The organism is Litoreibacter sp., from assembly GCF_039974535.1.
GTDB lineage: Bacteria > Pseudomonadota > Alphaproteobacteria > Rhodobacterales > Rhodobacteraceae > Litoreibacter.
The window spans coordinates 266,671-286,852 of record NZ_JBDWIU010000003.1; the positions used below are offsets into that span (position 1 = coordinate 266,671).

Annotated in this window: 20 protein-coding genes; 5 read left to right on the plus strand and 15 right to left on the minus strand. The window is 55.2% G+C overall.

The annotated features are described in order from the left end of the window. The first annotated feature begins 37 nt into the window (after positions 1-37). Both gltX and gltA read left to right on the plus strand, forming a co-directional pair. Positions 38-1,441 (plus strand): glutamate--tRNA ligase, encoded by a 1,404-nt coding sequence (gene gltX / locus ABJN86_RS02410; protein ID WP_348364280.1) that lies wholly within the window; start codon positions 38-40, stop codon positions 1,439-1,441. Between the two features lie 116 nt (positions 1,442-1,557). After that, the gene (gltA, locus tag ABJN86_RS02415; protein ID WP_348364279.1) at positions 1,558-2,847 is read left to right on the plus strand and encodes a citrate synthase; all 1,290 of its coding nucleotides are present in this window, start codon (positions 1,558-1,560) and stop codon (positions 2,845-2,847) included. Positions 2,848-2,903: 56 nt separating this feature from the next. Here gltA and ABJN86_RS02420 read toward each other — a convergent pair whose 3' ends face one another. From ABJN86_RS02420 to ABJN86_RS02455, 8 genes are all read right to left on the minus strand, one after another. Then, on the minus strand, positions 2,904-3,680 hold the full coding sequence (locus ABJN86_RS02420; RefSeq protein ID WP_348364277.1) for an enoyl-CoA hydratase-related protein: 777 nt from the start codon (positions 3,678-3,680) through the stop codon (positions 2,904-2,906). A gap of 80 nt (positions 3,681-3,760) precedes the next feature. After that, the gene (locus ABJN86_RS02425) at positions 3,761-4,225 is read right to left on the minus strand and encodes a holin family protein (RefSeq protein WP_348364275.1); all 465 of its coding nucleotides are present in this window, start codon (positions 4,223-4,225) and stop codon (positions 3,761-3,763) included. Continuing rightward, positions 4,216-4,827 (minus strand): holin-associated N-acetylmuramidase, encoded by a 612-nt coding sequence (locus ABJN86_RS02430; RefSeq protein WP_348364274.1) that lies wholly within the window; start codon positions 4,825-4,827, stop codon positions 4,216-4,218. Before ABJN86_RS02430 ends, ABJN86_RS02425 begins: the two co-directional genes overlap by 10 nt. Before the next feature lie 57 nt (positions 4,828-4,884). Beyond that, positions 4,885-5,331, minus strand: coding sequence for a cytochrome c maturation protein CcmE (gene ccmE, locus ABJN86_RS02435; protein WP_348364272.1), 447 nt, complete (start codon positions 5,329-5,331; stop codon positions 4,885-4,887). 10 nt (positions 5,332-5,341) lie between these two features. Next, a complete protein-coding gene (argC, locus tag ABJN86_RS02440) occupies positions 5,342-6,370 on the minus strand; it encodes an N-acetyl-gamma-glutamyl-phosphate reductase (protein ID WP_348364270.1) in 1,029 nt (342 codons plus the stop codon). Between the two features lie 54 nt (positions 6,371-6,424). After that, positions 6,425-7,237 (minus strand): aspartate/glutamate racemase family protein, encoded by an 813-nt coding sequence (locus tag ABJN86_RS02445; RefSeq protein WP_348364268.1) that lies wholly within the window; start codon positions 7,235-7,237, stop codon positions 6,425-6,427. 169 nt (positions 7,238-7,406) lie between these two features. Continuing rightward, positions 7,407-8,348, minus strand: a complete 942-nt coding sequence (gene speB / locus ABJN86_RS02450) for an agmatinase (protein WP_348364267.1) — start codon at positions 8,346-8,348, stop codon at positions 7,407-7,409. Positions 8,349-8,482: 134 nt separating this feature from the next. Next, positions 8,483-9,643, minus strand: coding sequence for a M20 aminoacylase family protein (locus ABJN86_RS02455; RefSeq protein WP_348364265.1), 1,161 nt, complete (start codon positions 9,641-9,643; stop codon positions 8,483-8,485). A 58-nt stretch (positions 9,644-9,701) separates the two neighbouring features. Here ABJN86_RS02455 and mazG point away from each other — a divergent pair, with 58 nt between their 5' ends. After that, the gene (mazG, locus tag ABJN86_RS02460) at positions 9,702-10,511 is read left to right on the plus strand and encodes a nucleoside triphosphate pyrophosphohydrolase (RefSeq protein WP_348364264.1); all 810 of its coding nucleotides are present in this window, start codon (positions 9,702-9,704) and stop codon (positions 10,509-10,511) included. Here the strand turns inward: mazG and ABJN86_RS02465 are convergent, their stop codons facing one another. Further along, positions 10,512-12,071 (minus strand): helicase HerA-like domain-containing protein, encoded by a 1,560-nt coding sequence (locus ABJN86_RS02465; protein WP_348364262.1) that lies wholly within the window; start codon positions 12,069-12,071, stop codon positions 10,512-10,514. A gap of 431 nt (positions 12,072-12,502) precedes the next feature. Between ABJN86_RS02465 and ABJN86_RS02470 the strand changes: the two genes are divergently transcribed. Further along, positions 12,503-13,153, plus strand: a complete 651-nt coding sequence (locus tag ABJN86_RS02470) for an invasion associated locus B family protein (protein ID WP_348364261.1) — start codon at positions 12,503-12,505, stop codon at positions 13,151-13,153. Positions 13,154-13,206: 53 nt separating this feature from the next. Here ABJN86_RS02470 and ABJN86_RS02475 read toward each other — a convergent pair whose 3' ends face one another. Both ABJN86_RS02475 and ABJN86_RS02480 read right to left on the minus strand, forming a co-directional pair. Then, positions 13,207-13,491: a hypothetical protein gene (locus ABJN86_RS02475; protein ID WP_348364260.1), complete on the minus strand. Its 285-nt coding sequence runs from the start codon at positions 13,489-13,491 to the stop codon at positions 13,207-13,209. Positions 13,492-13,548: 57 nt separating this feature from the next. After that, positions 13,549-16,323: a glutamine-synthetase adenylyltransferase gene (locus ABJN86_RS02480; RefSeq protein WP_348364259.1), complete on the minus strand. Its 2,775-nt coding sequence runs from the start codon at positions 16,321-16,323 to the stop codon at positions 13,549-13,551. Between the two features lie 76 nt (positions 16,324-16,399). Between ABJN86_RS02480 and ABJN86_RS02485 the strand changes: the two genes are divergently transcribed. Next, positions 16,400-16,870: a YbaK/EbsC family protein gene (locus ABJN86_RS02485; RefSeq protein WP_348364257.1), complete on the plus strand. Its 471-nt coding sequence runs from the start codon at positions 16,400-16,402 to the stop codon at positions 16,868-16,870. 2 nt (positions 16,871-16,872) lie between these two features. Here ABJN86_RS02485 and lpxB read toward each other — a convergent pair whose 3' ends face one another. Genes lpxB through fabZ form a run of 4 tightly spaced genes read right to left on the minus strand, consistent with a single transcriptional unit; the run spans position 16,873 to position 20,142 of the window. Further along, positions 16,873-18,045, minus strand: coding sequence for a lipid-A-disaccharide synthase (lpxB, locus tag ABJN86_RS02490; protein ID WP_348364256.1), 1,173 nt, complete (start codon positions 18,043-18,045; stop codon positions 16,873-16,875). After that, the gene (gene lpxI, locus ABJN86_RS02495; protein WP_348364254.1) at positions 18,042-18,905 is read right to left on the minus strand and encodes a UDP-2,3-diacylglucosamine diphosphatase LpxI; all 864 of its coding nucleotides are present in this window, start codon (positions 18,903-18,905) and stop codon (positions 18,042-18,044) included. The genes lpxB and lpxI overlap by 4 nt, the downstream gene beginning before the upstream one ends. Further along, positions 18,905-19,690 (minus strand): acyl-ACP--UDP-N-acetylglucosamine O-acyltransferase, encoded by a 786-nt coding sequence (gene lpxA, locus ABJN86_RS02500; RefSeq protein WP_348364252.1) that lies wholly within the window; start codon positions 19,688-19,690, stop codon positions 18,905-18,907. The genes lpxI and lpxA overlap by 1 nt, the downstream gene beginning before the upstream one ends. Then, positions 19,687-20,142 (minus strand): 3-hydroxyacyl-ACP dehydratase FabZ, encoded by a 456-nt coding sequence (gene fabZ / locus ABJN86_RS02505; protein ID WP_348364250.1) that lies wholly within the window; start codon positions 20,140-20,142, stop codon positions 19,687-19,689. Before fabZ ends, lpxA begins: the two co-directional genes overlap by 4 nt. Positions 20,143-20,182: the final 40 nt, after the last annotated feature.

The following is a 20,182-nucleotide window of genomic DNA, read 5'->3' on the forward strand; positions in this document are numbered from 1 at the left end:
GCTGCCCGAACATGCTTTCCAAAAGGTTAATTGAACCATGACAGACGCCCCTGTAGTCACTCGCTTCGCCCCATCGCCAACCGGCTATCTTCATATTGGGGGCGCGCGCACCGCGTTGTTCAACTGGCTGTATGCCCGTGGGCGTGGTGGCAAGTTCGTCCTGCGGATCGAGGATACAGATCGCGCCCGCTACACCCCAGAGGCAACCCAAGCCATTTTGGACGGGTTGACGTGGTTGGGCCTAGATTGGGACGGCGATGCGGTAAGCCAGTTTGAAAGCGCCGAGCGCCACGCTGAGGTCGCCCGCGAGATGCTGGCGGCGGGTAAGGCCTACAAATGCTTCGCCACTCAAGACGAGATCGAAAACTTCCGAGAAAATGCGCGGGCGAAGGGAACATCGACGCTTTACCGCTCCCCTTGGCGAGACACGGCGCAGGCGGATCACCCAGACTTGCCATATGTGGTCCGCATCAAGGCACCCAAAACCGGCGAAATTACCATCAAAGATCAAGTGCAAGGCGATGTGACTTGGAAGGCAGAAGCGCTGGATGACATGGTTCTTCTGCGCTCGGATGGTAGCCCCGTTTATATGCTGGCGGTTGTGGTTGATGACCATGATATGGGCGTGACCCATGTCGTTCGCGGGGATGACCACCTAGCAAACGCCGCGCGTCAATCGATGATCTACACCGCGATGGGCTGGACCTTGCCGACATTCGCCCACATCCCTTTGATCCATGGCCCGGACGGCAAGAAGCTGTCTAAACGTCACGGGGCGTTGGGTGTCATGGAATATGCGGCGATGGGCTATACCCCTGCTGGCATGCGGAACTATCTGGCACGGCTGGGGTGGAGCCACGGCGATGATGAGGTCTTCACCACAGACCAAGCCTTGGAGTGGTTTGATTTCGACGGTGTTGGAAAAGCACCTGCGCGGCTTGATTTTAAGAAGATGGAAAACATTAACCGCCATCAGATCAGTATGAGTGCTTCTGATACAATGGTAAATGATGTGCAAAACTATCTGAGCGCTGTGGGCGAACCTCAGTTGCCAGATGCAAAGGCCAAGGCTTTTGGTGACGCTTTTGCACAGCTGGACGTAGCGGATAAAACCGTAGGTGCGTTGGTCGATAAATTCGCATTTGTTTTGGACGAGCCGCCGTTCACGCGTGATCAAAAGGCCGAGAAACTGCTCGACCCGGTATCCCGTGGTATACTGAATCAATTGACGCCGCAGCTGCAAACAGCTAAATGGGACCGCGAGACGCTAGAGCAAACCGTGATGGAGTTCGCCGAAGCTCAAGATCTCAAATTTGGGAAACTTGCTGGCCCCCTTCGGGTCGCGCTTTCGGGCCGTGCAACTTCGCCAAGCGTCTTTGACATGATGATGATCATAGGAAGGGACGAAACACTCGCACGACTAGCGGCTGTTACGACTTAATTGCCCCCTGCCACCTCTTGGTAGGAACGTTTGATCTATAACTATAGTGACGACGAATCTAAATATAACAGGAGGTTGCGACCGCGCTCGCCTCCAGTCACACGAAAGGTGAATGTATGTCCAACAAATCAGCGAAACTGACTATTGGTGACAAGGAAATCGAGTTACCAATCCATAGCCCAACAGCTGGACCCGATGTTGTCGACATCACCAAGCTTTATGCCCAAGGCGGCGTCTTCACCTATGATCCGGGATTCACGTCCACTGCAGCCTGCGACAGCACTATTACATTTATTGATGGCGATAAGGGTGAATTGTTGCACCGCGGCTATCCTATCGATCAACTTGCCGAGAAGTCGCATTTCTTGGAAGTTTGCTACCTGCTGCTCTACGGTGAGCTGCCGTCCGCAACTGAGTTGGAAGACTTTGAGAACCGCGTCACGAACCACACAATGGTTCACGAGCAGATGCACAACTTCTTCCGTGGTTTCCGCCGTGATGCGCACCCAATGGCGACGCTTGTTGGCGTTGTGGGCGCGATGTCCGCGTTCTACCACGACAGCACCGACATCAACGACGAATGGCAGCGCGAAGTCGCCGCGATCCGTTTGATTGCGAAACTGCCGACAATCGCTGCGATGGCCTACAAGTACTCCATCGGCCAGCCATTTGTGTACCCACGCAATGATCTGGATTACGCGTCGAACTTCCTGCATATGTGCTTCTCTGTGCCTGCACAGAACTACGAAGTTGACCCGATCCTTGCCCGTGCGATGGACCGTATCTTCACATTGCACGCTGACCACGAGCAAAACGCGTCCACCTCGACTGTGCGCCTTGCATCTTCGTCGGGCGCGAACCCCTTCGCATGTATCGCGGCCGGTATCGCTTGCCTGTGGGGCCCTGCTCACGGTGGTGCGAACCAAGCTTGCCTCGAGATGCTCAAGGAAATCGGCACTGTTGACCGCATTCCTGAGTTCATTGCTCGTGCGAAAGACAAGAACGACAGCTACCGTCTGATGGGCTTTGGCCACCGAGTCTACAAAAACTTCGACCCACGCGCGACTGTGATGAAGCAATCCGCTGACGAAGTTTTGGAACTGCTTGGTGTTGAAGACAACCCGTTGCTGCAGGTCGCTATGGAGCTTGAAAAGCAGGCTTTGGCGGACCCTTACTTCGCTGATAAGAAACTGTTCCCGAACGTCGACTTCTACTCGGGTATCATTCTCGAGGCGATGGGCTTCCCAACATCCATGTTCACACCGATCTTCGCATTGGCACGTACAGTTGGCTGGATTTCCCAGTGGAAAGAACAGATCTCTGATCCGAAACTGAAAATTGGTCGTCCTCGCCAGTTGTACAAAGGCGATACAGCGCGCGATTACACGGACATCGAGAACCGCTAAAACACAAAAGGCCACCCTCGCGGGTGGCCTTTTTCTTTGGGTTTTGAAGCGTGTTCTTACCGGCCTTCAAAATTGGCGGCCCGCTTATCAAGGAAGGCCAACACGCCTTCACGGAAGTCATGTGTCTTCCCGCATTCACCCTGCAATTTGGCCTCAAGCAACAGTTGCTTTTCCAAGTCGTTGTCAAAGCTAGAGCGGATGATTGTCTTTACACGGTTGTAAGCCTCGGTCGGGCCATTCGCGAGGAACTCTGCACGGCTTTTCCAGCGTTGCTCAAATTCGTCGTCAGGAACGGCCTCCCAAATCATCCCCGCCGCACTGGCTTGGTCTGCAGTCATAGGCTCTGCAAACAATGCAGCACCCATCGCTTTGGCCATCCCGACTTGGCGTGGCAGGAAGTAGCTGCCTCCAGCGTCAGGGATCAGCCCAATCCGCGTAAAGGCTTGCAAGAACACTGCCGACTTCTTGGCGATCACGACATCTGCGGCCAAGGCCAAGTTCGCCCCTGCCCCCGCTGCCGGACCATTCACCGCCGATATCGTTGGGATGCTACAATTGTAGATCGCCATCAGCATGGGCACATATTCGTCCCGCAAAGTTCGCTCCAAATCGGTGGAGGCGACAGTGGCACGATCCCCAAGGTCCTGCCCTGAACAGAATGCACGCCCCTTGCCGGTCAAGACCAACACACGGGCATTTTTCTCGGCGTCTTTCACCGCATGCAATATCTCTGCCCGCATCTGAGTGTTCAGGGCATTCATTATCTCGTCGCGGGTGAATTCTATCACCGCGATACCGTTACTGACCTTTAGTCGAAGGGTCTCATATTGCATTGCAACTCTCCAATTCGTTTGGAATGTAGATTAACGAACTGATCAGTTTAGAAAAGCGAAACGCGCCGTCACTCATAAAATTATCCGCCTCGGGTTGAACGCCAGGCCTCTAACGCTTGGTTGCTGGTGGGCCGTTCCGGTTTCGGTGGTGCCACCTTCCCCCGCTTGTAGTGCAACTCCCGCGCCCCAAAGTAGAAGCTGACTATGGCGCCAAGCAACCACCATAAAGGCTCCGGGACGTAGGCTAGACCCTGCATTCGGCCTGCAAAGCCTAAGGGGTCGATCATCGCGTAAACAAACAACCCCATGGTCCCCAACGCCAAGAATGGGCGCGGCAAACGGTTCAACCCGTTCATAAATGCGTCAAACCATCCAGTGCGCCCGTGCTGAAACTCCTGACCGTATTGTGACAAGACTGCTTTGTAGGCTTCATGACCCAGTTCCATCTGACGTGTGGCGTTGGGGCGAAACACCTCTGCGACGTCCACGGTGGCGTCAGCCACGCTCTTCACACCACCTTGTAGGACCTTCGCGATCAACCCCATGATGCCACCCGCTTGCGATGATCTGAGATCGGCAGATGGTAATGTGGCGATAGGAATTCCTCAGCACGCTTGATCCAACCACCTTTGCCTCCGTCACGGCGACGTGCATATTTTCGGGATGCTGGTCTGTGATCGGCGAGATCATAATAATACGAACGGCGCGCGATGCTGTATGCGTCCGCCATAAAATCCGGCGCATCGTGATAGGCTGCATAAGTGGCGCGGATACTATGTGGCCCAAGTATGCCATCTATAGCCACGACTTGCCCCATATCGTTCAACAAGCGCTGCAATATTTTGATCGAGTTGGAACCTGCGTTGACGTTCATATCGAATACCGTTGCCTGCAAAGGTTCAGGTAGCGCATCAATGCGCGGTGCACGGTAGTAATGATCGATAAAAATTTGCACAGCTTGCGCCGAGGTCAACGCCTTCACGTCTTCGCGGGTCACCTGGCCATCTTGTGTCAGATCGAGACCTAGCCTGCGCATTGTGTGGATGGTAACGCCATGGTTCGTCGCCCCACCCGGATCGTCAGGATCGTCCACATAGCCGCCTTCGCGGCGCACGATATCTTGGGCGATTTCATCTACTGTCTGCATTGTTAGCCTCCGCTGGAACGCGGGGACTAAGCTGCTTCAAATAGGTTAACGACGCTGTTAGGTAGCGTCCGGTTCTTGGTAAATGCCTTGCTCTTTTAGGGCATCAATGACCTCAACAGGCATATAATTTTCGTCATGTTTCGCAAGTATTTCAGAGGCTTGAAAGACGCCTTGAATGTAATTTCCGGTTCCGACCATGCCTTGGCCTTCCTCAAACAAGTCCGGCAAAATGCCCGTATATGTTACGGGCACCACCGCGTTTCCATCGGTTACGTTGAAGGTGATTTCTTCAGAGGCGTTGACCTTAAGGCTACCGATCTCAACCAGCCCGCCGATGCGGAAGGTCTCATTTTCGCTTGGTGGCGTCTCAGACACTTCCGTTGGCGAGCGAAAGAAGTTGATCCCGTCGCGCAGCGCGTAGCCAATCAATGCCGTTGATACGACCAAGGCAACCGCCGCCATCGCGATCACCTGAATACGGCGTTGCTTCTTCAGACCCTTCATAGCGCGTCCTTTATGGGAACAAGGGGGCCATCATCAGCCCCTCGGTTTCCTCTAGACCTAGCATCAGGTTGGCATTTTGCAACGCCTGTCCCGATGAACCTTTCGTTAGATTGTCCAAGGTCGCGACCACAATTGCGCGGCCTTCAATACGGTCGTCAGTGACGCCAATATGCACGAAGTTTGACCCGCGCGTATCATGGGTCGACCCGGTCTGACCGAAGGGCAAAACTTCAATGAACGGCTCCCCACCATAGGCACCGGCCAATGTCGCGTGAATTTCGGCCGCGTCCCCTTTTAGGTAGATCGTCGCCAAAATTCCGCGGTTCATAGGGACCAAATGCGGGGTGAACTGCACCTTAACAGGGCGACCTGCGATGGCCGAGAACTCCTGATCGAACTCGCCCAAGTGCCGGTGCGTGCCGCCAACTGCATAGGCATTGCTGCCTTCGGACAACTCCGCATGAAGCAGGTTCTCTTTTAACGAGCGCCCTGCCCCAGACACGCCGACCTTCATGTCGATGATGATCTCGTCCAAATCAACGACTCCAGCCTCAATCAAAGGGCGCAACGCAAATTGGCCCGTCGCCGCGTTGCAACCCGTGCCCGCCACCAAGCGCGCCTTGGCGATGTCGTCGCGGTAGAACTCGGTGAGGCCGTAGACCGCCTCTTGCTGGATGTCGACGGCGGAATGGTCGTTGCCGTACCATGTTTTGTAGGCCTCAGGATCGCGCAGCCGGAAGTCTGCAGACAGGTCCACGATCTTCATCGTTTTGGGCAGCTTCGAGATCACTTCTTGTGAGGTTTTATGTGGCAAGGCGCAGAAGCACAGGTCGATGTCATCGAAATTAATCGCGTCGATTTTCACCAAGGTCGGTAAGGCAAGGTGGCGCAGGTGTGGGAACACATCGGCCATTTCCATGCCGGCTTTGCGGTCTGCCGACAGCGCGGCGATCTCGATGGACGGATGAGACGAGATCAATCGGACAAGTTCTGCGCCCGTGTATCCGGACGCGCCTAGGATGGCGATTTTGTGGGTCATTGGAGACTCCAATATGATTTAATGCTGTTTAGAAGAAAGATCGCTGTACGGCAATCATGCCGCTTGAAACTGGATCTTTCGTCGCAGGAACTGGGTTGCACGATCCGTGACTTGCGCGGGATCGCCCGTGGTTAGGAACTTGGTCTGCGTCCCCTCGCCCAGCATGTTGGGGTGCCGCTTGAGGTAATCCGCAAGGCTGTTCGACACCAAATCAGCTTGGCTAAAGACTTTCACATCTTCCCCCAAGGCCGCTTGAAACGCCTTTTGCATCAACGGGTAATGGGTGCAGCCCAAAATTGCGGCCTGCGGCATTGGCATCCGGCGTTTTAATGCATCCACGTGGGAGCGCACCAAGGCCTCCGCCAGCATCTCGTCGCCGTCTTCCAACGCATCGACAACTCCGCCACAAGGTTGCGCCTCGACATCAACCCCGATTGCGCGGAAAGCCAGTTCACGTTGGAAGGCTCTTGATGCGACAGTTGCGGGTGTCGCGAACAAGGCCACGTCGCGCACATCCACTTCCCGCGGAGGGGAATTGTCGCCCCAATTGCGTTCAGTCAATGCCTCGATCATCGGGACAAAAACGCCCAACACCCGTTTATCTGCTGGAACCCAGCTTTCTTGCATCCGGCGCAAGGCGGCTGCGGACGCAGTGTTACACGCAAGGATGACCAAATCGCATCCCGCATCAAACAAGGATTGAGTGGCATTGCAGGTCAGCTCGTAAATATCGTCGGCGGTGCGAACTCCGTAAGGTGTGTTTGCACTATCGGCGAAGTAGCAGACCGGAAGGTCGGGCATATCTGTTGCGATTTGTTGGTAGACAGTCAACCCGCCAAGCCCACTGTCAAAAATTCCTACTGCCATGATCTACAACCATTTTTCTTAATTTTTCGCGCTAATCTCGAACACATAGCCACCATATGGCCAAGACGGAGCGCCTAGGTACAACTAGCTATGTCGATAGCTCAAAAATGTCCATCACAGGTTTGAGGGTTTTGCTGTAAGCTTCTTGTGAAGCCTTTATCGTGGAAAACTAGCGGTACGGCACCCCGGGCAGAATAGAGAGCATCTCGAACATGATGTTCGCCCCCGTCAGGGCGGTATTGCCTGACGTGTCATAAGGCGGGGCAACCTCAACCATATCGCACCCTACGATTGGTAACCCTCTCAACCCTCGGATAAGCTCCAATGCTTGCGGAGTTGTAAGCCCGCCGATCTCTGGAGTACCCGTCCCTGGCGCAATTGAGGGGTCCAAGCTGTCGATATCGTAGGTGATGTAGACAGGGCCTGCGCCCATATTTTCCTTGATCTGCGCCGCTAAGGGAGCCGTAGACTTATGCCAAAGTTCCTGCGCCAAAGTTAGGTTGAAGCCCCATTCACGCGGCTCGTCAAAATCCTCAGCCGTGTAGCCGGTGCCACGCAGACCAATTTGGTATACATCGCTTGGGCGTAGCAAGCCTTCCTCAAAAGCACGGCGGAAAACGGTGCCATGGCATTCACGCTCGCCAAACATCTCGTCGTTTACATCCGCATGGGCATCGATATGAATAAGCCCCACCGGTCCATGCTTTTTAGCAATCGCACGCAGGATTGGCAGCGTGATGGTGTGGTCGCCACCAATGCTCATCGGGATAACATCGTTCTTTAACAAGTTATCGTAGTAGTTTGATATAATTGAAATACTTTCTCGAAGATTGAAGGTATTGATTGCAACATCCCCCACATCCGCGCATTGCAATTTATCAAACGGCGCGGCCCCAGTTTGCACTGCGTAAGGACGGATCATCGAGCTTTCATTGCGCACTTGTGCTGGTCCGAACCGTGTACCGGAGCGCCAGCTGGACCCGTGATCCATAGGGATACCCACAAAGGCCACATCCAGATCAGCAGCGCTTTCAACCTTTGGAAGGCGCATAAACGTGCCTTGTCCGGCAAATCGTGCAAGGTCGTTTCCTGAAACTGGTTGGTTTGGCATAGCAAAGGTTCCTGTTCTTAAAAGCGAAACATATCTGTCTTGATCACCTGACCCGATGTTCGATCCATTGTCGAGCTTTAGAGGTTCCTTGCGCCAGAATTCCACTTATCGGTTCGAAATTGGCTTTCACCTGATTAGAGCGGTTGCGCCGTCTCGACGAGCTTGGCGAAAAAGGATGCGCCAATCGGAGCCACGTCGTCGTTAAAGTTGTAATTTGGGTTGTGCAGGCCTGCCCCCTCTCCTTGGCCCAAGAACAGATATGCACCGGGACGGCTTTGCAGCATGTATGAGAAGTCTTCGGCCCCCATCTCGCGTCCGGCCTTATCGTTAACGGCCTCATTTCCAGCAATGTCGCGTGCCACATCAGCGGCAAAAGCGGCTTTTTGCGCGTCGTTGATCGTTGCGGGGTAATTGCGGTCGTAGTCTAGCCGCGCGGTGACACCGTAGCTTGCGGCTTGCCCCTCCACAATTTCGTTCAGGCGGCGCTCAACCATGTCCTGCACAACCGGATCAAATGTGCGGACGGTTCCATTGATATATGACGTATCGGGTATGATGTTGTCGGCGGAGCCCGTGTGGATTTGCGTGACAGAAACCACCAGATCATCCAGCGACTTGTGGTTGCGCGACACGATGGTTTGGATCGCATTACAAATACCCAAGGTCGCAACCACAGGATCGCAAGTATCATGCGGGTATGCCCCATGCCCACCAACGCCGTCGATATGGATCGTAAACGTGTCGACCGCTGCCATGATCGGGCCGGGGGTCGTCTCAAATTGACCGAAAGCGACGCCGGGGTTGTTGTGAAGAGCGTAGACCTCTCCGATATCGAAGCGCTCCATAATGCCTTCCTCCACCATAACACCGGCCCCACCGCCGCCTTCTTCGGCGGGTTGAAAAATCAGCGCGACGCGTCCTTTGAAATTGCGGGTTTCGGCTAGATATTTCGCCGCGCCCAACAGCATCGTTGTGTGCCCGTCATGCCCGCAGGCATGCATCTTGCCCGCGACCTTTGACGCGTAATCCAGCCCCGTGGTCTCTTGCATTGGCAAGGCATCCATATCGGCGCGCAGGCCAATCGTCGGGCCATCGCCCTGCCCCTCGATGATTGCGACAACGCCAGACGTGGCAATCCCTTCATGAATCTCAGCGATGCCAAATTCTTTCAAACGCTCCACAACGAATGCCGCTGTTTCATGACAGTCGAATTCCAATTCAGGGTGTTGATGCATCCAACGGCGCCATGCGGTCATGTCTTCGGCATAATCGGCGATGCGGTTCACGGGTGGCATGGTGGCGTTCCTTCTGATTATCTGTCCGCAACGTTCCTCCAAACACAAAGACTCTGCAATGACCAATCTTGTTTACGACACCTCCCAACCCATGCCCCGCCTCATCGAGATCATGCGCCGTTTGCGTGATCCTGATACGGGATGCCCTTGGGACATCGAGCAGGATTTTGCCTCCATCGCGCCTTACACCATTGAGGAGGCCTACGAGGTTGCCGACGCGATTGAGCGTGGTGATATGGAAGAGCTTGAAGGCGAGTTGGGAGATTTGCTTTTGCAAACGGTCTATCACACCCAAATGGGGGCTGAGGCTGGCGTGTTCGACTTTGCCTCCGTAGCGAACGCCATCTCGGACAAGATGATCGCCCGCCACCCACATGTATTCGGGGATGAAAGCCGCGATAAGTCCGCTGAGCAACAGGTCGCGGATTGGGAAAAGATCAAAGCGGCAGAGCGTGCTGGTAAGGCCCAAGGTGGCACCCTTGATGGCGTGGCTGTAGGGCTTCCGGCCTTGCTACGTGCGCTGAAGTTGCAAAAACGGGCGGCGCGTGTCGGGTTTGACTGGCCTAGCTCCGACGAGGTTCTCGACAAGATCCTTGAGGAGTCGCGCGAACTGGTTGAGGCCCGCGACACGCTTACCCAAAACGAAGTTGAAGAGGAGTTTGGTGACTTGATGTTTGTCATGGTCAACCTTGGCCGTCATCTTGGGCTAGACCCAGAGGCGTCCTTGCGCGCCGCCAACGCGAAGTTCATCCGCAGATTTGAGGGCGTAGAAGCCAAATTGGCCGAGCGCGGCAAAACCCCGTCACAATCTGACCTGGCAGAGATGGACGCCCTTTGGGACGAGGTGAAGCGCGAAAGCCGTAGTTGATCAACGCGCTTTAAACAGGCTCCCCATAATTCCGCGCACAATTGCAGTGCCGGCCTTGGTTCCAATGGAACGCATCATCGATTTCGCGAAGGCCTCGCCGGTGCTGTCACCACGGCGTTTGCGCGACGTGGTTTTCTTGGAGGTTGATCGCTTCACGCGGTTACCGGAATAGCGGCGGCCAGTTTGGTATTCGCGTTCACGCGCCTCCATCTCATCTTCTTTGGCTTCCGCTTCCTCTGCGGCCTTAGCGGCGGCGTCCGCACGTTTGGCCAACATCTCAAATGCAGAATTTCGGTCCATTGCCGTGTCGTATTTCCCAGCAACGGGCGACGATGCCATAGCCTGACGACGCTCATTGCTGGTGATAGGTCCAAGCTGTGACGAAGGAGGACGGATCAATGTGCGCTCCACCATTGCGGGCACACCCTTTTTCATCAAGAAGGATGTAACGGCCTCGCCTACGCCCACTTCCTTGATCGCGTCTTCTACATCAAAGCGCGGGTTCATACGGTAAGTGTCAGCGGCGGCGCGCAAATTCTTTTGATCTTTACGGGTAAAGGCGCGCAGCGCGTGCTGCACGCGGTTGCCAAGCTGCCCCAAGATATCCTCGGGAACATCCGCAGGTTTCTGGGTGATAAAGTAAACACCAACACCCTTGGAGCGGATAAGCCGCGCCACTTGTTCAACTTTGTCGACCAAGGCTTTGGGTGCGCCATCGAACAGCAAATGCGCCTCGTCAAAGAAGAAGACAAACTTCGGCTTATCCGGATCGCCCACTTCTGGAAGGGTCTCGAACAACTCCGACAGCATCCAAAGCAAGAAGGTCGCGTAGAGCTTCGGGGCTGACATCAATCGGTCGGCCGCAAGGATGTTGATCTGCCCGCGTCCGTCCGCGTCGATGTGGAACATGTCTTCAAGGTCCAAGGCAGGCTCACCGAAAAAGTCGCTGGCACCTTGGTTTTCCAGAACCAGCAAGCGTCGCTGAATTGCCCCGACCGACTTGGACGAGACAAAGCCATACCGCAACGCCAGATCTTTCGCGTTTTGCCCGACCCATACAAGCAAGGCTTGCAGGTCCTTCAGGTCCAGAAGTGGCAAACCTTCTTCATCCGCGACGCGGAAGGCAATGTTCAGGATTCCTTCTTGGGCTTCTGACAGATCCAGAAGACGAGAAAGCAGCAAAGGCCCCATCTCACTGACGGTTGTGCGCACAGGATGCCCGTGCTCGCCATACATATCCCAAAAGGTGACGGGGAACGAATCGTAGCTGAAATCTGTGAACCCGATCTTGGTCGCACGCTCCACAAAGGCACCGTGTAGTTTGTGCGTCTCGGTCCCAGCTTTGGCCAAGCCAGATAGGTCGCCTTTAATGTCGGACATGAACACTGGCACACCGGCGTTTGACAAGCTTTCAGCGAGTATCTGCAAGGTGACGGTCTTGCCTGTGCCTGTAGCGCCTGCGATCAACCCATGACGGTTCGCGTATTTGAGCAAGAGGTCTTGTGGGGTAGCATAGCCTTCGCCACCTCCGCCGACAAAGATGCTGTCAGTATTTGCCATGTAAGATTGCCCCTTGGCTCAAACGTTCCGTTAAATTCATGATCACAATAGCCTGTTAACTTCTATGTGCCAGTATGAACATCATGCTGGTGTGCACGTCTTGGCAGTACACTGCATGACTTCCTCCCTGTTGACTGGGCCGTGTCTGTGAGGCACGGCCTTTTTTTCCATTTGAAACTGGGAGTTGTACAAATTGTCGCAGGTTTACTGTTGACCGAGTAGAATATGGGACATAGAGTTTCTCGCATAAGTCGGCCTAGTTCGACGGGGAGAAAAAAATTGGGAAAAGGGTCTGCTTGCAGGCCCTTTTTTCTTTGCGTCCAGTTCGGCAAAAATCCTCTTTGGGCCTACACAACTGCGTTTTCCGACCTGACAGTGTTATTCGCCCATGCTAAACCACATAAGAAGTTAAAAAAGAGTAGCAGGATCCTATGTCTGAGTATTTGAAAACACTGATGATCAGCGCAGCATTGAGCGCAGCTGTAGCTACGAATGTAGCGGCGCAAACAACGACAGAAACAACTGGCGAGGCCGCAGCTGAAGCCGAAGCCCCCGCAGACGACTCCTCGGCCGATGCCCCACGGGACGACGGCCTGAGCACCGGTGCAGAAATCATCGAAGCTGGCACAACCTACAAAGTGTCCGACCATGGTGATTGGGAATTGCGCTGCATCAAAGCGCCTGAGGGCGGCAAAGACCCCTGTCAACTGTACCAACTGCTGGAAGATCAAAGCGGCAACTCGGTTGCAGAAATCAACCTCTTCAACTTGCCAGAAGATGACAGCCTTGCGGCGGGTGCGACCATTGTGACCCCGCTTGAAACGCTGTTGACGCAGAACGTTCAGCTGACCGTAGATGGCGGCAAGGCGAAGGTTTACCCCTTCACATTCTGCACAGCAATCGGGTGTTTCTCACGCGTTGGCTTTACAGCCGGTGACGTCGCTTCGTTTAAAGCGGGCAACATAGCTAAGATCGTTGTCGTACCTGCGCAGGCCCCTGACCAAAGGGTTGAACTCACGATGTCTTTGAGTGGCTTCACCGCAGGCTTAGAGGCGGTGAAAGCCGCAACTGCAGCCGAGTAAATCAAGCAACTGTTTTTTGACGCCGCCGTATCGAAAGATTGCGGCGGCGTTTTCTATTTGTGAGGCTTGTTTTCCTCAAGCCGCGCTTTACGCCCGCCCCGTCTCGTGGCTGTTGGCGTTTTGGCCAAACCTTCGTGCAGAACCTCGTTCATCGGATGGGCCGCAGGCTCTTTCGAATATGCCTCCAGCAGGTAGGCAATGGCGTCTTGATTGTTGTGATCCGAGGACAAATTCAACGCCCAGTCCAAGAAAATGGAGCGGCACTCACCCAAGGTAATTCCGTCAATTCGGTAGGCCTCACGTATTAGGCCTTTGCGGTCAATTGCGTTCAGGTCCATTCCTTGGGCTCCATGTTAAACGGTTTTGCAACCCCTACCCCATACACCAAAGGCCAGCTAGTTAAGAACTTGCTCTACGACGCCAGCCGCCAATTTGCGACATTCTGTGATCTTGTCTTGCAAGCTGGTCAAATTTAGACACCCGCAATCGCGCAGCAGCAGTTCTGTTGCACCGGCTCCTAAGCTATTCGGGCTTATCGGTTTGTCCGACAATAAACGCGCCGCCAGCTGAACGTTAGAGAATAGCGTATGCGCCTCCGCTAGGATCGAGACCTGATCATGTGTCAGCAGCCCAGCCAAATGAGCCTCATTTAATTGCGCCCGTATTTGGCGGGCTGTGCCCTTGCAGATCAGGCTAAGGGCTTGTGACACCAATTCGATATCTTGCCGTCCACCTGCACCGGACTTCACATCCCACACATCTACATGACCGGAGGCTTCTGCCAACCGATCTCGCATCTCTTTGGTATCGGTTTTGATTTTCGCTTCTTCATAGCCGCTGGACAGGACATGGCTGCGTACCTCTTCAACATCGTGTTGTAATGAGAGCTCCCCTGCGATCGCCTGCGCGCGGGTAAACGCCAGATGCTCCCAAACCCACGCGTCGTTGGATTGATAGGTTTTGAACGCTTCAAGTGATGTGGCCACCGGTCCAGACTGGCCTGAGGGCCTAAGCCGCAAGTCCACCTCATAAAGGCGTCCCTGTGCCATCGGGGCTGTTAATGCGGTCACGAAAGCCTGCGTGAACCTCGCAAAATAAGTGCGAGTGTCCAACGGTCGGCGCCCAGTGCTGGCGTCTACCTCCATGGGGTCATAGATAACAATCAAGTCCAAGTCGGACTGTGCGGTTAATGCTCCCGCGCCAACAGACCCCATCCCCAAGATCATCGCCCCACGCCCCGGGGCTTGGCCGTGTTTACGGGCAAATTCGGCCTCAACCACCGGTAGTAATCCCGCTAAGGTTGCACGGGCAAGATCCGCATATTGTGCGCTAGCTGCGTCTGGCGACAAAAGCCCCTGAAGGTGGTGAACGCCAATGCGAAAGTGCCATTCTTTCTGCCAGCGCCGAGCGGTGTCAAGCTTGCCTTCATAATCATCGACCAAAGACACTTGTTCGAACAACAACTGCGTTAACCCGTCTGTATTTGGCCAAGACGCAAAGAAGCTACCACCAATAACGGCATCCAACACCGCAGAGTTCCGCGACAGATATGTGGCCAAAGCGGGAGACGTAGCGCAGATGTCGACGATCAGCTTGGTCAGCTGCGGGTTGGCATCAAAAAGGGAAAACACCTGAACACCAGCAGGCAGGCCCGACAAGAAACGCTCAAATTCAACCATGGCTTCGTCGGGTTTACTGGCTTGCGCCATCTGGCGCAGAATAGATGGAAACACTCGATTAAATAAGGTCTCCGCGCGGTCTGATCGAAGTGCAGGGAACGCGCGCCACCGCTCCAAGTACACATCCGCAGCCTCTAAGCCCTTTATCTCCTCAACCTCTTCGACCTCATCGGGGGCAAAGAAGCTATCGGTCACATCCGCCACCTGCTCCAATCGCGCCATAAGTGTTGCGCGGTACTTGGTGACGTCCTCTTCCCCCATGAAGCGCGACAGGCGTAGAAATCCGTGCTCGTCTTTGGGCAATTCATGGGTTTGCGCATCACCAATCATCTGCAATCTGTGCTCAACTTCGCGGTGCGCTACATATGCGTCCTGAAGCTGTTTCGATGCCTCCGCAGGGACCCAATTGGCCTCCACCAAGCGGTCCAATCCCTCACGAGTTCCACGCGCACGCAGGCTTGGATCGCGCCCACCGGCAATAAGCTGGCGGGTTTGGGTGAAAAACTCGATCTCGCGGATACCGCCCGCACCAAGTTTCATATTGTGCCCGTCGAGGCGCATCTCGCCACCCAAACCTTTGTGGTTTCGGATCTTGAGCCGCATGTCATGCGCATCTTCAATCGCCGCGAAGTCCAAATGCTTGCGCCAAATAAACGGGCTGAGGCGATCAAGGAAACGGTCCCCTGCGTCTAAGTCTCCGGCGCAGGGTCGTGCCTTGATAAACGCCGCGCGTTCCCAAGTGCGACCGACACTCTCGTAATACCGCTCCGCCGCTTCCATCGCGATGCATACCGGTGTCACAGAGGCATCAGGGCGCAAGCGAAGATCGGTTCTAAACACATAGCCATCGCCTGTGACATCGGACATCAACCCCATCAATGATCGGGTGATTTTCACGAAAGTTTGCCTGACCTCAAGATAATCATCGGGGTCATATCTGGTCTCATCAAACAAGCAGATCATGTCGATGTCGGAAGAGTAATTTAACTCATAGGCGCCCATCTTCCCCATGGCCAACACGCACATGCCTGCCCCGATCTCAGCATCGGCATCTACCTGTCCAGGCAATTTGCCACGCGTGATCTGTGCAAGCGTCAGGTCACGTAAGCCCCGTTGCAGGCACTTGTCCGCAAGGTCGGTTAAGGCGCGGGTCACGGTTTCTAGTGGCCAAACACCTCCGATGTCTGCAATGGCCGCCAGCAAGGCTATACGTCGCTTTGCCTGACGAAAGGCAGTTTTCAGATCAGCATCCGTTTGGGCAATGTCGCGCCAAACCCCATCGCGCAAGGCCTCGGCGCTGGTATGTTCCAGCTTGAAAATCCAATCAGCCTCGCGCGACATCAGGCCAGCCAAATAGGGGCTACATCCGGCGGTCGTCTCCAACAGCAACGCGAGCTTTTCCGAGCACCCCGAGAACAGGTCACGTGCTTCACGGCAACGCTCAAGGTTATGCGCAATCGGGTGTTTGGAGATAAGGTCGTTAAAGGTCATATGATCAAGATTAAATTTCTAACATGTGCAATCAACATGCCCTTGAAGCAATCCAAAGACAACTTATCTTGTCGCAATGAGTAAGAGTTTAAAGCGCGTTATCAAGGCCCTCGCAGATGCTGGGATTGATGCTGAAATCATTGAGACCAACGATCAGACACGCACAGCGGCGCAGGCCGCCGAGCAAGCCGAGTGCCATGTCGATCAGATCGCCAAATCCATCATCTTTCGCGGCGAGGATAGCCAAAAAGCGGTGTTGTTCCTGACCGCAGGCGGCAATCAAGTTGACGCCGAAAAGGCCAGTGCCATCGCGGGTGAACGTTTAGGCAAAGCCGATGCCGCGTTGATCCGCACACAAACAGGGTTTGCGATTGGCGGGGTCTCACCCGTAGGGCACCTCAACCCCATTCGTGCCTTTGTTGATCCAAGGCTGATGGAGTTCGACACCATTTGGGCGGCGGCCGGCACACCGCGCCACATCTTCGCATTGTCGCCGGATGTGTTGATTGAGCTGACTGGTGGGAAGATCGAGCCGTTTACCAGCTAAATTTACACGGAGCCTTTGGCCACACGCGCCACCACCTTTGCGGCGCGAAATCCTGGGGCTTCATCGCCGCGTCCCAGACGCTCCATCGTGATCTCAGCTGCGACCGCTTGGGCCGACCGCTCCGCGCCCGCATTTAACACCAAGTGCAACGCGCGCGCGATATCGTCTGGTTTGCACGCGTCCCCTAAGAACTCCGGCACGGTGCGGGTCTCGGAGACCAAGTTTACCAGAGTTACGGTGTCGACCTTTAGCAATGCCGCAATCAATTTGCGCGACATCCAGTTCATGTCGTAAGCGATGACCATGGGCACAGCGTTCGCCGCCAGTTCCAGAGATACCGTCCCCGAAGCCGCTAACGCGACATCCGCTGCCGCAAAGGCCGCCCGTTTCTCAGACAAGGCTAGATCTTGGGGCATTCCGCGTGGATCAAGGACGATGGGATCGCCGGGCCAATTCTTAACATGCTGCCGCACAAGCACGGCCACAGGGGCGGCTGCGGGGACCACCACCCGAATGTTCGGCTGTTTGACCGCCAGCTTTCGCAGGCTTTCTCCAAACACATCGGACAAACGAGAGACCTCGCCGCGGCGCGATCCCGGCAATGCCAGCACAACCGGTGCATCCCCCAAATTATGGGCGCGTCTAAAATCTGCGGCGTCCCCTATATCCGCTAAGGGTTCCGCCACCACAGGATGCCCTACAAAGTCGCAGGCAAGTCCAGCCCGTTCCATGTAAGGCGGCTCGAACGGCAACAACGCCAAGACATGGTCAACAATGCCGACCATCTTATCCGTGCGCTTAGATCGCCATGCCCAAACCGAGGGGGCCACATAATGCACAGTCGGCACCATGGAAAAGCTGCGTAGTTTCTTAAGCACACGTAAGCAGAAGTCAGGGCTGTCGATGGTCACGACCACGTCAGCCCCAGAGCCGATAATGTCCTCGACGGTTTCGTCGCGCCGGCGAAACAACCCGCGAAGCTTGGGAAGCACTTCGGCTATTCCCATGACGGAGAGCTCCTCCATGGGGAACAGCGACGTCATGCCCTCCGCTTCCATTAGGGGGCCACCAACGCCTTGGAACTCGGTCATTGGGTCCAGTTGCGCAAGGCCTTCCATCAGGGCTGCACCCAGCTTGTCGCCCGAAGGCTCCCCCGCGATGAGGTAGACCTTCACCCGCGCACCCAAATAAACAAATTGTTGCTGTCGGCCAGCTTGACGCAGTCATCGCAGTTGAGGATGATTACTCGCCCCGCTTCGACAATGATCCCATCAAGCCCGACTTGGATCGCACGCAGAATAGTATCGGGGCCGATGGTGGGCATATCGATGCGCAGTTCTTGCCCTGGCTTGGCGGCCTTAACTAAAACTCCGCCAGCCTTGGGTATACCTTTTGCACGGGATTGGGGCGAGATACCCATCGGGTTCTTCGCCCAAGGCAATGGAAGGCGTGCATTTAACACGCTTTGCATCATGTAATCAGTGCCGGGCTGCGCCTCTATGGCGAGGGCTTGGCCCTTTTGCACGATGCAAGCTTGCCCGACGTCCGCCGCGGCCATTGCACCGATGATTTGCACCGCGCGGTCCGCGTCGCGCTTGTTCTCATCGCTGGGCTGCTTGGCCGTCAAGACGCCAACGGCTGGCAAGACATCAGGTCGAACTTCATGTGCGCCGACAGGTTGGATACCCGCCTCCTCAAAGAAACCAAGCACAAGGCGCAAAGCCGCGTCATCACCAAGTTGCAACGCCTGCATCATACGTGGGACAAGCGGCATTGTTTGCGGGTCAATCTTGCTGGGGTCCAACGGAGGGCGATCCACGCGTCCCGCAAAGCAAATGCGGTCGACCCCAACGTCCTTCAACCACTCGATGAAGCTGCCAAGGGTCTCAATACGGAACCTCTTTACGGGCTGGTTGTCACGCGCATCCGCGTCCTGCCACTCCATCTGGCATAGATGGTAAGGCGTTCCAGTGTCGCGCAAATGCTCCATCAACGTTTTGGGAAGTTCGCCCTCCCCTGTCACCAGCGCAAGCATCAGCGTGGTGTCAGGTACGACCGGCCACTGTCGCCCAAGATAAAGTCCACAACCTCGCGCACATATTCGCTGTCGGTTTCCTCAGACAGGCGTTTAGCGCGGTCTTGAAAGGCCCCGTCGCCTTGACGAAGCATTTGGTAGGCAGCCCGAAGTGCGGTGATATCCGCACGCGCGACCCCTGCCCGTTTCATGCCGACATAGTTCAACCCATCCAGTTCTCCACGAGGGGCCTGAACCAAGCCGTAAGGGATGACGTCATTGGTCACCATAGTCACTGCACCGATGATGGCACCGCGGCCGATACGCACAAACTGGTGAATGCCAGCAAGGCCGCCGATGATGACCTTATCCTCGATCACGCAGTGACCAGCCAAGGCAGATTGGTTCGCCATGATGACACCGTTTCCGACAATCGCGTCGTGGCCAACATGAGAGCCGGTCATAAACAAGCAGTCATCGCCAACTTTGGTCAGACCGCCACCGCCAGATGTTCCGGTGTTCATGGTCGCACCTTCACGAATGCGGTTTCTGGCGCCGATCTCTAGACGGGTTTCTTCACCGTCGAACTTCAGGTCTTGCGGGATCTCACCAATAACGGCGAAGGGAAATACGATCGTATCCTCGCCGATGCTGGTTTTCCCTGTCACCACAACATGGCTTTTCAACTCCACCCCAGAGGCCAGCGACACTTGGGCCCCCACAGTGCAAAACGGGCCGATGGTTACGCCATCAGCTATTTGCGCGCCCTCTTCAACATAGGCGCTTGGGTGGATTGAGGCGCTCACTTCGGCAGGTCCATCATCGCCGTGAACTCGGCTTCTGCGGCCATTTCGCCTTCAACGGTCGCCACACCTTTGAACTTCCAAACCTTGGCGCCAGCTTTGCCGCGCGTAACTTGCACGTCGAGGTGCAACACATCACCGGGCACGACTTTGCGGCGGAATTTGCAGCCATCGATGGCCATGAAATATACGAGGAAGTTCTTGTCAGCCATGTCCATTGTCACGCCGACCATCACTGCTGCCGTTTGGGCCATGGCCTCGATGATGGTGACACCGGGCATAATTGGCGCGCCTGGGAAGTGACCTTGGAAATGGGGCTCGTTAAAGGTGACGTTCTTGATGCCGCGCGCACTTTCACCTGCTTTGATGTCTTCGACTTTGTCAATCAGCAGGAACGGATAACGGTGTGGGATGATCCGTTGAATAAGGTGAATGTCTGCGGAGGTCTGCGTCATTGGGGTATCCTTTGGCTTTGGCTCTTTTGGGTAGCATCAG